Origin of the sequence: Bacillus sp. ISL-57, from assembly GCF_018613135.1 — a bacterium.
Lineage (GTDB): Bacteria > Bacillota > Bacilli > Bacillales > DSM-1321 > Peribacillus > Peribacillus frigoritolerans.
On sequence record NZ_JAGGQV010000003.1, the window covers coordinates 21,353 to 37,501 of the forward strand.

General features: G+C 41.3%; 11 protein-coding genes. 2 read left to right on the forward strand and 9 right to left on the reverse strand.

From position 1 onward, the window contains the following. Positions 1–26 precede the first annotated feature (26 nt). The 4 genes from J7I90_RS07880 to J7I90_RS07895 all read right to left on the reverse strand — a co-directional run bounded on the left by J7I90_RS07880 (position 27) and on the right by J7I90_RS07895 (position 4,970). A complete protein-coding gene (locus tag J7I90_RS07880; protein ID WP_214770287.1) occupies positions 27–1,394 on the reverse strand; it encodes an APC family permease in 1,368 nt (455 codons plus the stop codon). A gap of 40 nt (positions 1,395–1,434) precedes the next feature. Further along, a complete protein-coding gene (gene speB, locus J7I90_RS07885; RefSeq protein WP_214770291.1) occupies positions 1,435–2,388 on the reverse strand; it encodes an agmatinase in 954 nt (317 codons plus the stop codon). Positions 2,389–3,091: 703 nt separating this feature from the next. After that, positions 3,092–4,192, reverse strand: a complete 1,101-nt coding sequence (locus J7I90_RS07890; protein ID WP_285289416.1) for a GerAB/ArcD/ProY family transporter — start codon at positions 4,190–4,192, stop codon at positions 3,092–3,094. A 556-nt stretch (positions 4,193–4,748) separates the two neighbouring features. Beyond that, positions 4,749–4,970 (reverse strand): hypothetical protein, encoded by a 222-nt coding sequence (locus J7I90_RS07895; RefSeq protein WP_214770297.1) that lies wholly within the window; start codon positions 4,968–4,970, stop codon positions 4,749–4,751. Positions 4,971–5,293: 323 nt separating this feature from the next. Here J7I90_RS07895 and brnQ point away from each other — a divergent pair, with 323 nt between their 5' ends. After that, on the forward strand, positions 5,294–6,634 hold the full coding sequence (gene brnQ, locus J7I90_RS07900; protein ID WP_214770300.1) for a branched-chain amino acid transport system II carrier protein: 1,341 nt from the start codon (positions 5,294–5,296) through the stop codon (positions 6,632–6,634). A 548-nt stretch (positions 6,635–7,182) separates the two neighbouring features. On the opposite strand, the gene J7I90_RS07905 is transcribed toward brnQ, so the two are convergent. The 4 genes from J7I90_RS07905 to sdaAB form a co-directional block, all read right to left on the reverse strand. Beyond that, positions 7,183–7,728, reverse strand: coding sequence for a DinB family protein (locus J7I90_RS07905; RefSeq protein WP_396020416.1), 546 nt, complete (start codon positions 7,726–7,728; stop codon positions 7,183–7,185). 146 nt (positions 7,729–7,874) lie between these two features. Next, positions 7,875–8,033, reverse strand: a complete 159-nt coding sequence (locus J7I90_RS07910; RefSeq protein WP_164468812.1) for a YuzK family famiily protein — start codon at positions 8,031–8,033, stop codon at positions 7,875–7,877. A gap of 287 nt (positions 8,034–8,320) precedes the next feature. Beyond that, positions 8,321–9,196, reverse strand: coding sequence for an L-serine ammonia-lyase, iron-sulfur-dependent, subunit alpha (gene sdaAA, locus J7I90_RS07915; RefSeq protein ID WP_096340651.1), 876 nt, complete (start codon positions 9,194–9,196; stop codon positions 8,321–8,323). Between the two features lie 40 nt (positions 9,197–9,236). Further along, positions 9,237–9,899 carry an L-serine ammonia-lyase, iron-sulfur-dependent subunit beta gene (gene sdaAB / locus J7I90_RS07920; RefSeq protein WP_054399153.1) on the reverse strand — a complete coding sequence of 221 codons (663 nt, stop codon included), beginning with the start codon at positions 9,897–9,899 and terminating at the stop codon, positions 9,237–9,239. A gap of 493 nt (positions 9,900–10,392) precedes the next feature. Between sdaAB and J7I90_RS07925 the strand changes: the two genes are divergently transcribed. Further along, entirely contained in the window at positions 10,393–11,169 is a 777-nt protein-coding gene (locus tag J7I90_RS07925; protein ID WP_251025169.1) for a MerR family transcriptional regulator, read from the forward strand. A gap of 639 nt (positions 11,170–11,808) precedes the next feature. Here the strand turns inward: J7I90_RS07925 and J7I90_RS07930 are convergent. Then, positions 11,809–16,140, reverse strand: coding sequence for an endonuclease (locus J7I90_RS07930; RefSeq protein WP_214770306.1), 4,332 nt, complete (start codon positions 16,138–16,140; stop codon positions 11,809–11,811). Positions 16,141–16,149: the final 9 nt, after the last annotated feature.

A 16,149-nucleotide genomic window follows, 5' to 3' on the forward strand; every position in this document is an offset into this window, starting at 1 on the left:
ATTCGAAATAATCAAACAGTAACTGATCATTGCACTAGTTTTACATCGAATTCTTCTTTTTGCTCTGCAAAATTCAGTTCAGGAGGACGTTCCTTAAACATTTTTGTTAGGTACAATAAGTAAATGAAACCTACTGTCATCCAAGTGATTCCTAATGCTAATGAATGGATATCCAACTTTGTCATAAACCATATAGTTATGCCGGTGCCTATTAAGGGAAGAAGAACATATAAAATGATACTTTTAGGAGCTCTCTGCTTCTGTCTCACAAAATAATGGAAAAGCACAGCAAGATTAACGAAGGTAAAAGCAAACAGTGCTCCAAAATTAATGAAAGAAGTGGCCGTTGCAATATCCAAAAATACGGCGCTCATTGCAATACAAGCAATGAGCAAGATATTGAATATGGGCGTTTGAAATTTTGGAGAAACATATCCGAAAATCCGCTTAGGCAGAACATTATCTCTCCCCATTGCGTACAAAATCCGGGCTCCGCTGCCTCCTGAAGCTATCGCAGAAGCAGTAGCGGATGTCACTACGACAGAAACGAACAAACTATTCAGAAAATTACCCCCGGTATAAATCATGATATCGACTATAGCTGTATCAGGGTTCTTAAAAGCATTGAAATTCGGGAAAATCGATTGTGCAAAATAGGTAGCTGCAACAAATAATAAACCTCCAATCAATGTCGTAGCATAAATAGCTTTAGGAAGTGTTTTTTTCGGATTTTTGGTCTCTTCTGCAAGTGTAGTAACCGCATCAAACCCAAGAAAACTAAAACATAATAAAGGTACAATAGAAAGCAGATTATTCATATTCACGTCCGGGCTAAAAAAAGGGTCTTTAGAAAACAACTCTCCGGTGCCTTTTCCTGCTAAAAGTCCTTTTATGCAAAGCAGGCTGAAGATCATGATAAAAAGAAATTGAAATATCACCAAAAAGGTATTCACATTTGCCGCGACCTTAATCCCAAAAATATTAATCGTTGTCACAGCAATGATGAAAGAAATGATGACGGCAACGATAGGAATACCAGGGAGGTAAGCATTCACCATAATTCCAAACAGTAAAGCGCTGATCATAGGACTGAAAAGATAATCCAATAAAATCACCCATCCTACCAGAAAACCAAGGTGTGAATTAATTCCTTTCTGCACAAAGGTATAAGCTGACCCGGTAGTGGGATATACCTGAACCATTTTTGCGTAACTATATGAAGTGAATAGCATGACAATTAACGCGATTATGTATGCTGTCGGAATCATTCCATGGGTACGATCAATAGCGATGCCATATGTGCTAAAGACTGTCACAGGCGCCATAAAGGAAAGTCCAAATACAATTACATATCTTGTATTCAGTGAACGCTTAAGCTCGGGTAATTCTTTCATCGCAAAGAGCTGCCTCCTTTATTAAATAAATGGGCCATTTTTAAGTTAAAGTGATTTTAATATCTTCTTTCGCACCTAATGCTGCCAGGCTGGCAAATTCATGTACAAGGGTTGCCGCTAAAAGTGAAGTGATTTGACTTGGATCATATGAAGGCAGCACTTCAACCACGTCATATCCTATAAAGTTAAATTCAGTTAGGGAACGTATCATTTTTAATGTATCATAGCTGCTAAAACCACCTATTTCAGGTGTTCCTGTTCCTGGGGCAAAAGAAGGATCAACGAAATCTATATCAAATGTCAAGAAACAAGGGGTATTACCAATCGTTTTTCTAATCTCTTTCAAAACATCTTCAAATCCACGATTGGAAAGTTCACCAGTTGTAATCAGGCGATAACCTAAATCGAGGCTTGCCTGTAAATCCCCAGAGTGGTTTAGCGTGCCGCGGATGCCTATTTGAAACACTTTATCTTCCTGCAGTAAACCTTCTTCGTGGGCACGAATGAAAGGAGATCCATGCCAATATTTTTCCTCATAATATGTATCCCAGGTATCTGTATGGGAATCAAAATGAATCATGGCTATTGGTCCATATACCTTTGCCGCAGCTCGTAAACTAGCTAAAGTAACAGAATGGTCTCCCCCTAATCCAATCGGTATGATCCCTTTGGACATCAAGTCATGAATGGATTCCTTCATTAGCTCATAGCTTCGATGAATATTATGGGGAATAACAGGGATATCGCCAATATCAATGGCGTTCATTTGTTCAAAAGGATATACATTATGAATCGGGTGATAGGGAAACAGGGTCATGGATGATTGACGAATGGCTTGAGGAGCAAACCTGGCTCCTACCCGAAAAGAAGCTGCTGTATCAAAAGGCATACCTACAATTGCCAGCTTTGCATCATGCTTTTGAGAAGGTAAACGCATAAAAGTTCCTGTTGTACAAAACTCTGGCTTTACATCTGGTGTAAGTGGATATTTCATAATAATCATCTCCTGGTCTTAAAAGTCTTCTGATATGATTTACAAACACATAGTGTAATCGCTTACAAACCATGATTCATTGAATTACTTTTTATGTCTAACACCTACCTTTTTGAATTGCATTAACTAACGGTAGTTAGTATTAAACCAAATATAAACTTAGTTGTAAAAAAAGTCAAACTATTTTTTATAGTCGATTTATTTATTTCATGATACTAAAAAACGTTCCAGTGATTTCAGAAATACGCTCCCTTTCCGACCGCCCGCGGAAAGCGAGTGCCTGGGGTGGAATTCAACGGTCGAGATTGACAAACCTTAAACAAAATTGATTGGAACGGAAGGTACGAGACTCCTGCGGGAAAAGCGAGTCGAGGGGAGACCCCGCAGGCGCTAAAGCGCCGAGGAGGCTCCCGGACCGCCCGCGGAAAGCGAGTGCCTGGAGTGGAAATCGACGGTCGAGATTAACAAACCTTAAACAAAGTTGATTGGAACGAAAGGTGCGAGACTCCTGCGGGAATAGCGAGTCGAGGGGAGACCCCACAGGCGCTAAAGCGCCGAGGAGGCTCCCGGACCGCCCGCGGAAAGCAAGTGCCTGGAGTGGAAATCGACGGTCGAAGAGTTCTATAAACTGAGAAAAAGTAAAAAAGGACACCTGTGCTTCCAATGGAATTTTACACTGATTTCTTAACAGATAGAACCTGCCTTAGTTACGTCGAGCACTTTTCTGAACTTTGGCGATTATTAGTAATATCAATGGCAGCAGAAACCCGAATGTCATGGCATAAAACGGCCAGATTTCTGTAATGAATTTATTATAATGGACAATACTCGGTGACATCATCAGAGTAAAGGCAATCAAGAGGATACCAAACGGAAAAACCAGAGGGCGATAATCTTGCAATTTTAACGTTTGTGCCGTACCTAAAACGGTCACATAAAAAAACAAACTAAATCTAATAAAAATTGTGATGAACCATATTATGGCTATTATTGCTTCCAGCCGCGTCAGGAAATCAGCGATATTTATTTTCTTTGCCAACATATAAATTGGATAATTTTGTCTTATTGTTGACTCGGAACCAAGTACAAGAATGGCTAACATGGTTATAATGATCAAAACGCTTCCAGCCAACAATTGACCGACAAAAAGGCTTTTTCTTATTCTGTCTTTTTGACTTACGAACGGGAGGATCATTAGAATCGCAACCGGTTCAATAAACGGAAAAACAATAAAAGGTATAGAACCCCTTATAACCTGTTTCACTCCCCCCTCCCATACGGGTTGCAGGTTTTGAAATTTAATCTCGGGAAGCAGAAGAATTATCAAGGTTGATATAAGTAATAAAACATAGGGGAAAAATATTTCCGCGCTTCGGGCCAAAGGTTCCAAACCAAGACGCGCGGCCAAGAGGACGACACTCATAAAAAGAATCATGATCACTTGAATTGGAGTATCAGGCATAATATGACTTATCATAAAATCACCAATTTCACTCAGATAAGTCGCTGTAGTTATAAAGAAGTAGCTTATAAACAGAAGAGAAATTGCCATTCCCAGCCACTTCCCCAGAATTTTTTGGCTGTATTCCACTAATGTTAAATCAGGATAGCATTTCCTTAAGGCCTCATATATCAAAACAATCAATAACGGTGCTATTGCCACGCTTATCATGCCCGAAATCCAAGCATCTTGTTCAGCTTTGGAAGCGACAACGGAGGGAATGACTAAAATAGAATCTCCAAGCGTATATAGAATCACCAATATCATCAGTTGACGGCTTCCAATTTTACCCTTCTCGAGCATTTTCTTAAGTTCCTTTCACGAAAAAACGGTAAGTTATAGACAAAACGCAGTAGTTCTGATTCCATAACCATTATTGACAGAAGAAGACTATACAAACCCTTTTGAGTACAAGTAATTTTTTTTACCCCTGTTGATAGGATACCTTAGAGCTCCGATTCAATTTCTAATAATTTAAGGAGTATCGCTCCATGAAAAAAGAGCTGCATAAGCAGCCCAAATGCAGACAAACCCTTTGAAAATTAAGTTTTCCTCAGTTTTTATTTGGATTTATAAAACCTCGAATGTCGATTTTCACTTCAGGCACTCGCTTTCCGCGGGCGGTCCAGGAGTCTCCTCGACGCGTTTTTCCCGCAGAAGTCTCGCACACCCGCTCCAATCAACTTTGTTTTGGATATAGATAAACCCCTTTTGTCTACAAACTAAAGCGCTGCCCAAGCAGCTTCCTTATTGAAGTATCAGTCCCTACTAAAAGGAATAATTGTATTTTAACGTCATTTTATTTTATTGATTAAACAATACAATTAGCCTAACGCCCGCACAAACAAAAACCGAAGTATTATCTATCATTTTCCCTGCTTCTTTTTCCTTCAAAGTATATCGATGCCGCAAGAGCAATGATTGCAATAGATACAATGCCAGCTAACCAAGATAAGTCCATATCCGTGATATATTTAACCATATTTAATATAGAAAGTGCGAATAAGAAAATTAGTAATAAAACATCCTTTTTGCTTTGTTTCCGTTTTTCAAAGAACAATCCCAGTATTTTTTCAACCATTCTAAACACCTCCTTATTTTTCCACAATTAATACCGCATCCAAACCGTCACGTGAGCTCTAACTGGTTCGCGACGCAAAGCAGTTTTTTTCCGCATCCTCATTTCCTTTATATTTCAAATTTCATGAGTATGAGCAGCCTTTAGATGTTCAAAATAAGATAAGGGCGGATCACTGGTCATCAAAGTAAATAATAAAAAACAAAAAATATATTGAAATATCAATTTAATTTAGTTATAATACTGTACGGTCTTAGTATTACTGTTTATATAATTTTTAGAAAATTTAATAATTTTCTAAAATAGCAAATTTTGGAGGGTTTATTTTGTCTAATAAGGTTCCATCTTCATTTATAGTAGTGATTGGGTTCATGTTATTTGCCCTTTTCTTCGGTGCAGGGAATTTAATTTTCCCGCCAATGCTTGGTCAATCGGCAGGTATGAATATCTGGTCGGCTAATGCAGGGTTTTTGGTCACAGGAGTGGGATTACCTTTACTTGGTGTGCTGGCACTCGGTTTTTCTGGAAAAGATGACTTACAATCATTAGCGAGCCGTGTCCATCCAGTCTTTGGTATTGTATTCACAACCGTTCTTTATTTAGCCATTGGTCCATTATTCGCCATGCCTAGAACAGGAAACGTTTCTTTTGAGATCGGTGTAAAACCTTTTTTGCCTGAAGATCCAGGTCCATTGCCTTTACTCATTTTCACCATCATCTTTTTTACAATTTCATGCCTTCTTTCGCTCAATCCTGCGAAAATTGTCGAAATTGTGGGGAAAGTTTTGACACCCATCAAGTTGACGTTCATTGGAATCCTGGTGGTAGTCGCTTTCGTTAATCCAATTGGAGATTTTGAAGCACCTGCCGAGCACTATATGGTTCAACCATTTTTCAATGGGTTCAGAGAAGGATATTTAACCATGGATACTCTTGCATCTTTTGTTTTTGGCATCATCATCATTAATGCCATCAAAGAAAAAGGTGCCAAAACAAAAAAACAAATCATGATCGTTTGTGGAAAAGCGACTGCCATTGCGGCCGTTATCCTTGCTACCATTTATACAGCTCTCTCTTATATGGGTGCTTCAAGCGTTGGGGAACTTGGACGCTTGGATAATGGAGGCATTATCTTGGCGAAAGTCTCGGATTACTACTTTGGATCATATGGTGGAATATTATTGGGATTAATGATCACCGTAGCTTGTATAACGACGAGCGTAGGACTCATTACCTCTTGCTCGACGTACTTCCATAAACTATTTCCAAGTCTGCCTTACAAAACGATTGCCATAAGTTTATCCATTTTCAGTGCAATCATTGCCAATATCGGACTAACTGAGTTAATTGCCATTTCAGTACCGGTTATGACAGCCATTTATCCATTAGCCATTGTTTTGATCTTCCTAACATTTCTTCATTCCTTATTTAAGGGAAGACCTGAAGTTTATCAAGGCAGCTTACTTTTAACATTCATCGTCAGTCTATTTGATGGATTAAATGGAGCAGGTGTACACATTACATTCATCAATGATTTCTTCACTGCAATACTTCCTATGTATGAAGCTGGGCTTGGGTGGATCGTCCCTGCCATTGTTGGAGGATTCATTGGGTATGCAAGCAGCGTCTTAAAGTCGAAATTCGGTCATAATCACCAAATAGATTAAATGATATAAAAGTCCAGACATATAAACTGTAGACGAACTCGAAGATATAAGCGAGTTTGCCTACAGTTTTTTTATTAAAAAACATCTCAGTTGGTTTCATCCCATAAACCATAACCAAGTCTTGTTTTCATAATTTCAATTTACGATGGCGTCACCGTCTTTTTTAGCACTGACCGCTAAAACCTTATAAAGATTGGAAACCTCACTGCTTTCATCCGTGAAGGCTTGGATCTATTCTTTAATTTAAATAACAACGCAAGCACACATCTAAGCACACCGGACCATGTTGACGTATTGACATTAACCAATATACCATAAACCGTTACTCATTATGGGTAATACACCATAAATATCCAAACACCCGTAACTCAACATACAAAAAGCTGCCATAAAGGCAGCTCCAGAATGAAAGAAAGGCAAGTTTGTCTTCGGGTTCTTTATTTATTAAACATTCCTGTGGATAACGGTTAAAAACACTAAGGATAATCTAGTCCTGTTTTAAAATCATGGTTCGGGGTGAGACCATGTTGATAGTAGGGATAAAAACATCACATTTCTTTAATTTCACATTCATTCCGTAATTTCTTCAGCAATTGGAAAATCTGACCTCGATGATGTGATTCATGTTCAATCAAATGGTAAACGACCCATTCAGGTGTGACGTCATATTTTTCAAGTATCCTCGGTTTACGCCAATCCGTCAGGTCCATCGTGCGAAAGTTGGAAAGAAATGCCTCACGCACCTTATTGAGTCGGTAGAAATGTTCGTCCAATGTTTGTCCTTCAATATGATTTAGGGAGCCATCTTCAGCACGGCACCCTACTGGAAACAAAGCGGATATTTCCGAATCCCATTCAGTAACAAGGACCTCTTCGTATAACCAATCTGCCTCTATCAGCGCGATGTGATATAACATCGAGCCAATCGTTTGCCTTTCATCGATTTTCGAATCGAGTATATTTTGGCTGATTCCAGACAATTCCGATATAAGTGTACGGCGAACATCTTCTAAACACCATAGCCACCGCCCAATTTCCTTTTCATATCCCGGTATTGCGGATACAAGCAATGCTCTTCTCTCCAACAAGATCATCCTCCTCTTCATGAACGTACATTCTCTTTAAAAGTGTTGTTTCCTTCTTTTTAATGGAAAAATACCCTTTATGGCCGGACAAAAAGAGCAATCTTTTCGATTGCTCCTTTTGTCTTCGTTTATGTTATCGATATCGCAGATCAAAATTAGCTCCCCAAAAAAAGATTGGCTCTCATCTCCTCCGATATACGCCTGCCCTGTAGATAATCCTGTTCCCGTTCCTGTTCAACCATCATGCGTTGCTCCAGTTTTTGAGCATATTGTGCATAGCCGATTCCATGAGCCTGAAACATCGCTTTTTCCATTGCCGACGTGTACGTTAGTTCGAGAAAATTAATGAAGAATCAATCCTTCCCATTGTGAATTTCGTACTCATCTTATCATTGAAAGGGATAACTCACAAAGTTGCTATGGTTCCATATTCACTGATAATTCAGTTTTTTCAACGACTGATTCCATCTCCGTGTCCAAAAACGCCAAATCCCTCGGTCTTCCTCTAATTTCCTTTTTTCATTCACAAAAATAGCCTCATTTCTTTTTAAGACAAAATAAAAATCCCATTAACAAACCTCTTGTTAATGGGATTGAATGTTTATTTATATGAACCGAAAATTTCCTTTGCCAATCTACGCCCAGTAGGAGTCGCAGCCAGGCCGCCCTCTGCCGTTTCGCGAAGTGCAACCGGCATGGTCAATCCTATTTTATACATGGCATCGATCACTTCGTCACATGGAATGCGGCTCGTAATGCCTGCAAGCGCCATATCAGCTGCCGTTATTGCGTTGGAGGCACCCATTGCGTTACGTTTCACGCAAGGAACTTCGACCAATCCAGCCACTGGATCACAAACCAGTCCAAGCATATTTTTCAATGTGATCGCCATCGCTTCTGCAGCTTGGCTTGGCGTACCGCCGGCCAGTTCTACTATCGCAGCCGCGGCCATTCCACTTGCCGAGCCCACTTCTGCTTGGCAGCCACCAGCCGCTCCAGAAATGGAAGCGTTGTTTGCAACCACGAATCCGAAGGCAGCGGAAGTGAAAAGAAATTCAATCATCTCTGCCCGGGTCGGGTTTAATTTTTCTTTCACGGCAAATAATGTACCAGGCACAACTCCCGCAGAACCTGCAGTCGGAGTGGCACAGATCATTCCCATTGCTGCATTCACTTCGTTCGTCGCAACAGCTTTACTGACGGCATCCAATAATAAATTACCTGCCAGTGCCTTGCCCGACTTGATATAATTTTGCAAAAGAACGGCATCTCCGCCCGTTAGGCCTGTCACGGATTGCACACCTTTCAGACCTCTTTCCACCGCTTGTTCCATCACTGTCAAATTCCTGTCCATCTTTTCGATGATCTGTTCTCTCGACAGGCCTGAGAACTCCATTTCTTGTAAAATCATGATTTCCGCGATTTTCACATTTTTACTTTCAGCAAGTTCAACCAACTCTGCTACATTTCGGAACATGTTTTTACCTCCATATCTATGCCAGCACTTTTAATGATGATCATTCAACCATCCTTATGACTTGCGACACGTTTTCCAATCCTTCAATTTCCTTCATGACATCGCTCTGGATTTTCTGATCGACTTCAATCACCATGAGGGCCATTTGACCTTTTTCTTTTCGTGAAACTTCCATATGACCAATGTTAATTTCATGATTCGCCAATACGGTCGAAACGGAAGATATGATTCCAAACACATCGTTATGCACGACTAAAATGGCTGGGTTTTCCCCTGACAATTTGAGCTTGAATGTATTCAGCTCCGTTATTTCTATCGTTCCGCCGCCAATCGAGATCCCGACAAGTTCCAATTCCTTATCCTCGTCGAACAATCTGATTTTGACTGTATTAGGATGATCCATCACCGTATCCTCGATTGTAAAGGAAACGTCCATACCGGCTTCTTCCGCTATCGTTAAAGAGGCAGGGATTCGTTCATCATCCGTATCGAAATCCAAGATCCCGCCTACGACAGCAACATCCGTACCGTGTCCCCTGTATGTTTTTGCAAAAGAACCATATAAAGAAATAATCGCTTTCTTCGGTTGCTTTCCGAATAATGTCCTTGCTACTCTGCCAATTCTGGCAGCTCCTGCTGTATGTGAACTTGAAGGTCCAATCATGACGGGACCGATTATATCGAATGCAGATCTGTATTTCATCGTGTAATGCCCCATTTCTGGCAATAAATTTTTTAACCGTCTTTTAAAGTAAATGAAGATCAAAAAGCGGCATTATTACTATATTAAAATATTTTTATCATTTCTGCAATGAAAACCCTTTCATTGCATATCCCATATTAACATATATTACATAACATACCTACCAAAATTTTTTATTATTTAACCCGGAAATGATATTTGATTTTTCAGTATTTTAAGATAATTAACTTTCAACCACTAAATTTTTAAAGCATAAAAAGGCAGCCTTGTGGCCACTTGGTTTGCATCTGAATTTTATAACAAAGCTGATCGGAGCGGGTGTTCGAGACTCCCGCGGAAAAAGCGGGTCTAGAAAGACCCCGCAGGCATAAGCCGGGTGGGTAGCGGACCGCCAGTGGCTGGATCCGAAATTAACGTCCAAATCGGACAAACAAAAAAACAAAAAAGTTTTAATGAGGTACTTGAACCTAACACTATGTGAGGTTGTATAGTAATGTTGCCGGCAAAAAGAAAAAAATTCGTACGAAATGAGGGGTTGATTCTGAATAAAAAAACTTGGAAAGTTGGGGAATTAGCTAAGCAAACCGGACTTACGGTACGGATGCTCCACCATTATGACAAAATTGGTCTATTTTCACCTTCGCAATCATCTCATAAGGGACATAGGATCTATACTGAAATAGATATTACTAAGCTGCAACAAATTATTTCACTTAAGCAGTTAGGTTTTGCTTTGGATGAGATTAAAGAAATGATGGAAAATCCAAATTTAAATCCTGTCGAATTAATAAAAGTGCAGCTAGAAAGTGTAAAAAAGACCATCCAGATACAAGAACAATTGTGCAGTCGTTTGGAAAGGATATATGAATTGCTTAACAGTCAACAAGAAGTAAAGGCAGAACAATTTATAAATTTAATCGAGGTGATTAATTTGAGTAAAGATAACTATTTTACCCAAGAACAACAGGAAAAGCTGTTCAAACAACTAAAACAGGTCGGATTAGAGAAAAGAAAGCAGCATGTAAGTGAATGGATTGAAATCACCTCAAAGATACGTGGGGAATATGAAAAGGGCATACCGCCTGAAAACCTGAACGTTAAACAATTGGCAAAACAATGGAATGAATTACTCGACAAGTTGACCATCAGGAATCCCGAGATATCCAAAGCAGCTGAACGTTATTATATAGAAAATCCTGAAATACAAGAAAGATTCAGGTTAGATGAACAACTTTCCAACTACATCAAGAAAGCTATGTCTTACAGTTAAATACTTCAACATTAATACAAAAAAGTCGTGAGCATATGCATAGTCACGACTTTTTTTGTTAAGCAAAACCATTTTCTAGAGTGGAAATCAACGTTTCAATTCTATAAACACTCAAAAGTACTGTAGGAAAAATCAAGTTTTATCGAGTTTGTAGACAAATTGGTTTCTTTCTAAAAGGTAAAACAAAGTTGATTGGAGCGTAAGGTACGAGACTCCTGCGGGGAAACGTGGCCAGGGGAGACCCCGCAGGCGCAAGGCGCCGAGGAGGCTTCCCGGACCGCCCGCGGAAAGCGAGTGCCTGGAGTGGAAATCAACGTTTCAAATCTATAACACTCAAAAATACTGTAGGAAAAATCAAGTTTTATCGAGTTTGGAGACAAATTGATTTCTTTCTAAAAAGTAAAACAAAGTTGATTGGAGCGTAAGGTACGAGACTCCTGCGGGGAAACGTGGCCAGGGGAGACCCCGCAGGCGCAAGGCGCCGAGGAGGCTTCCCGGACCGCCCGCGGAAAGCGAGTGCCTGGAGTGGAAATCAACGTTCAACTTGTATAAGCCATAAAAATAGACAAACTCGATTTTCATCAAGTTTGTCTACTATCCGAAAGCAGCCATCAGTCTGCTTTCCCTTCGATCTCCGATTTAACTCGCCTTTTTTTCATCTTTGGATTCAGCGGCACCCCAAATTTCGGATGCCCATTCTGGATGGTCGATGAATGGATTGCGGTTATTTTGCCAGCCCTGAATGACATCATTGCGATGGCTCTCGAAATCGTCGACTGGATCGAGCTCATTCCATTTCAAAAGTGTCGATAGTTTTCCATGAAGCGGCTTCGGATACGTATTGACTGTATCGGATAATTCAAGATCCAACTCGCCGTTTCCTTCATATCGGACGGCCATGTAAAATAGCATCCGTGCTATATCGCCTTTAACATGGTCTGGCGGCTCCCATGAATCTGAATCAAACTTACATTCACATCCACTATATGTTTGCCCCCCCTCGTCGAAATCAAGGTGGCCCCGTTTTCCATTGACTGTCACATCAGCGGGACGGAGATGATGAAGGTCTGTCCCGGGACCTTTGCTTGTCCCAAAATCACCGTGGGACTTTGCCCAAACATGTTCGCGGTTCCATTGTCCGGTATTGCCCCCATTCGCGTCCTCCGAGATCGATTTTCCAGAGTAAAGCAAGATGACATTCTGTTTGTTCACCGGATCTTCATCCGTTTCTTTAAGGGCATTCCACACTTGATCATAAGATAACATCGTATGGCCCTTGATTATCGAGTGCAGAACCGATTTCAATTCCGTTCCCGTTTTGCCTGCCGCCGTTTCATAATAAGCTTCAAGCGGCTTATCATTCAATACGGTCAACGTGAAACGGGCAACCGCTTCCGATTGCTGGTCCTCGGCCTTGACTGCGACAAGGTATGTTCCAGCTTCATTTGCAGGAAGCGTTAATGTCTGGCCAGTGACTGTACCGATAGTGGATGAAAAGGTCAGCTTATCCCCATCAGGATCTGAGAAGTGCTCACTTAAATCGATGGTTACCTTTGAACCGGCTTTCACTTCAAGGTTTTCCAGTGTTTTCGTTAAGACGGGCGCATGATTTTCTTTAGGGTCGAAAGGGGAAGCAATTGCTTCCCCCTTGGAATCGACAAATTTGATATTCGATGTGTCGACACCTTCTGTTACCGACCATTTCTGAACATTTTCAGCGCCCCTGATTTCTTTTACATTGGCATTATCAATGATGACTTCCTTCACCGCCATGCCGCTAAAATCAATGATTGCGCCATCCTTATCCGGTTTTATCGTCACAGCAGCATTCTTCAGCCCATGGCCTTTGAGTACAGCATATGAACCTTTTAACCAGATACCTTCTTCGATGCTGGATGTTTCGTCAAGATCGATCAAAGCACTAGGTGAAGCAATCGTAAGTTTTTTTGTTTTAACGTTTGTCAGATTATACGTTTTTTCTGGAGCAGGGGTTTCAACTCCGCCTGATTCAGATAAAGTGGTTGAAATCAGTACAGGGTCATGATCGCTAGCCCTTCCGTGAACTTCCATGAAGGATGAATTAATATGGACAATATCGACTTTTGTGGCCGCGGCCATATTATTCGATACCAGGATATGGTCCAGTACTTGTGAATTCCCTTGATATGTGTAAGAATAACGTTTTTCAAAAGGGACTTTCTCGATCATATTTGTTAAATCTTTGCCCTTCAATGTTTTAAGCGGAGCCGAAAATTCAAAGTCATTAAAGTCTCCAAGCAAGACGATATTCGCTTTGGCATCCTGTGACTTGATATCACTGACAAACCGATTGACGATCGAGGCAATTTGAAGCCTTTGCGTTTCACTTGAAAGGACCGGTGGCTGGTTTTTTCCAAATAACGGCTGATCGCCGCCCTTCGAATTGAAATGATTGGCCACCACCACTACGCTTTCGCCTTTAAATTCGAATTGAGCCGCTAAAGGCTTCCTGCTTGATTTGAAGGCGGGATCGGCAGGCTCGATTCGTCCAGGGTTCAAGGTAAGTTTTCCATCTTTGAAAGCCACGGACTGTGTTGCCGTCCCTTTCGTTCCTTCAGTCAATTTGACACGGTCGACATTATATAAAAAGCCTACACGGATATTCCCGCCAGGTGCACCGCCATCAAGTTTATCTTCTGGAGCGATATCGATGTATTGATATTGCGGTCCGCCCAGCTCTTTTATTTTGTCGGTTAACTTCTTGGCGCTTTGAGCAGAATCCGTTGTCCCGCTATCTGTTTCTCCATCGTTATCCTGCATTTCCGTTACCCCGATGATATCGGGTTGTTTAAGATTGGTAATGATGGATGTTGCAATCGTTTCAACTTTCGAATTAGCGGTTTGAGTGGAGAAATTTTCTATATTATAGGAAGCGATCGATAGCTTATCAGCATCCTTCTCTAAAGATGTCACTTCCCGAGCCGTACCGCCATCCTTTAACGCCGGCAGCTGAGCTTTATCCGTCACTACCTTATAGTTGCTATATCCATAGCTAATTACACCGGTAACCGAGCTTTCAAAGAAATCACCCGTTTTCGCTGCAAATGATTCATCATTTATATCCAGGGTAATTCTTTCAGGATTGAAATCCGTTTCCGTTATTTTGACCCCGCCGACTGCAGTCGTCGTTTCCATATTCCCTGGAATCACGACCAATTCACCATAGTCTTGAGGAGCAACCACTTTCGGGTTATATACCTGCACAAGCATTCCTTCCAGACTTTCGTAGAAATCAATGCCGTCTTCACCTGGATTAAAATCTGTCAACCTATCATCATCGATGTTCCCAGACGGCGGAATGACATCTTTTCCGATGACGATCGGTTCTGGAATCGATGCAGTGCCAAGCTTTTCAATCGTCGTATTCGTCAATTCAGTCGTTGGCAGATCTGTCGTTTTCATTTCAGCGTATCCTTCGATATACCATTCGGCGACTTTACCTGCGACTTTGATATGATCTCCCGCTTTTAGGCCATGTGCTTTGTTGTACACAAGGATTCCCTCGGAAGTCGTTAAGTCCTTATCCGGGTTGGGATCTTGCATGTAAAAGTTATTCGCATCTTTTACATAAGTGACGACACCTTCCACACCTGAGACGAGTTGAGTTTCATAAGATGAAAAATGATTCATCCCCTGAATGTCACGAATCTTCACTTCAGTGGTTTTGTTAACGGTATAGGCAAATGTGAAAACTTCCGATGTCTTGTCGTTGACAGCGATTGCCTTGATGACCGTATCTTTCGTTAAAATGATAGGTTCTGTGTACACAGCACTTGAAGACGTTGGTGCAGATCCATCCAGCGTATAATGGATTTTCGCTCCTTCCCAACCAGATTCAAGTGATACCTTTGTATTTTCACTAACCGTACCAGGGAAAATATCCGTGTAAACGGCCGGTTTGTTCACCAGTTCATAATCTTCAATACCACGCGGCTTCAACTGGTAGGTGTCATTGAACCTCGATCCGATTCCGGTAACGGAAATGACATCCCCTGCTTTAAAGCTTTTCACGAAATCTTCATAGCTCGAACCGGTCCGGTTATCATGGCGAACGATGACGGATTTCCCTTCAGTATCTTCCGCTTTGAATTCGAATGTTCCGTAGGTGCCCGATGCCGCCAATTCTGTAATGGTCGCCTTATCGATGGTGACCAGCTCACCTTGTGTATCCTCGTTGACCCCTGAGGCATCAATCTTTTGGATTACAGGAAGTTCATTATCAGAAGATACGACTTCAAGGGAGGTTGGTTGGATTTGTAATTCCTTATTATAAGCGGATACTTGTCCGATTAATCTAACCTTATCCCCTTGCTTTACTTCCGCAGGCCACGAAGAACCATAAACATATAGCCCTGCCGTTTCATCTTGGATATAAAAACCTTTTCCTCCCCAATAACCAAGTCCCGTCGTGACCACCCCATCGACCTGCACGACATCTTCGGTATTCGTGCGCGCCTCGGCAATGGAGTCCAGAACCTTCACATCAGGCTGTTCAGGTGTTGTTCCCCCATCGGTGATGATCGTGAAATCCGTTGCGGATTTCAGGCCGGGTACTGAAAAGTACTTTTCGAGCTTCCCCGTAATCGTCACCTGCGCTTTAAGTAATTCCGGATGTTCGACCAAATTCAAGGCCGTTCGGATATTTCCGGCTGGAAGCTGAACAGGCATGATTTTCTTGACATCCGTTTCATCCGGACTATCCGCAATGCCTATGTTCGTACTTTCAGTAAAAGGCGATGTTTGTTGATAGCTTGTACCGCTTTTAGCTGTACCGACGATATATCCCTTCACCGTTGCCGTTCCACTGTTATTATTAATCGCTTCCATCACCGATATTGTCCCTTCGGCATTTGCAGCGGCTGCATTTGGCAGAACCGTTGACAGTACAATCAGTATGGCAAAGAAAAGCTTGCTTATCCCGTTCTTCTTCAAGATCTCAAC

Bases quoted from the DNA above. Each gene is read 5' to 3' on its own strand.
- sdaAA (WP_096340651.1), bottom strand. From the start codon at position 9,196: ATGTTCCGAAATGTAGCAGAGTTGGTTGAACTTGCTGAAAGTAAAAAT.
- speB (WP_214770291.1), bottom strand. From the start codon at position 2,388: ATGAAATATCCACTTACACCAGATGTAAAGCCAGAGTTTTGTACAACA.
- J7I90_RS07910 (WP_164468812.1), bottom strand. From the start codon at position 8,033: ATGGAAAAAGCGATGTTTCAGGCTCATGGAATCGGCTATGCACAATAT.
- J7I90_RS07925 (WP_251025169.1), top strand. From the start codon at position 10,393: ATGTTGCCGGCAAAAAGAAAAAAATTCGTACGAAATGAGGGGTTGATT.
- J7I90_RS07880 (WP_214770287.1), bottom strand. From the start codon at position 1,394: ATGAAAGAATTACCCGAGCTTAAGCGTTCACTGAATACAAGATATGTA.
- J7I90_RS07895 (WP_214770297.1), bottom strand. From the start codon at position 4,970: ATGGTTGAAAAAATACTGGGATTGTTCTTTGAAAAACGGAAACAAAGC.
- J7I90_RS07905 (WP_396020416.1), bottom strand. From the start codon at position 7,728: ATGATCTTGTTGGAGAGAAGAGCATTGCTTGTATCCGCAATACCGGGA.
- J7I90_RS07890 (WP_285289416.1), bottom strand. From the start codon at position 4,192: ATGCTCGAGAAGGGTAAAATTGGAAGCCGTCAACTGATGATATTGGTG.
- sdaAB (WP_054399153.1), bottom strand. From the start codon at position 9,899: ATGAAATACAGATCTGCATTCGATATAATCGGTCCCGTCATGATTGGA.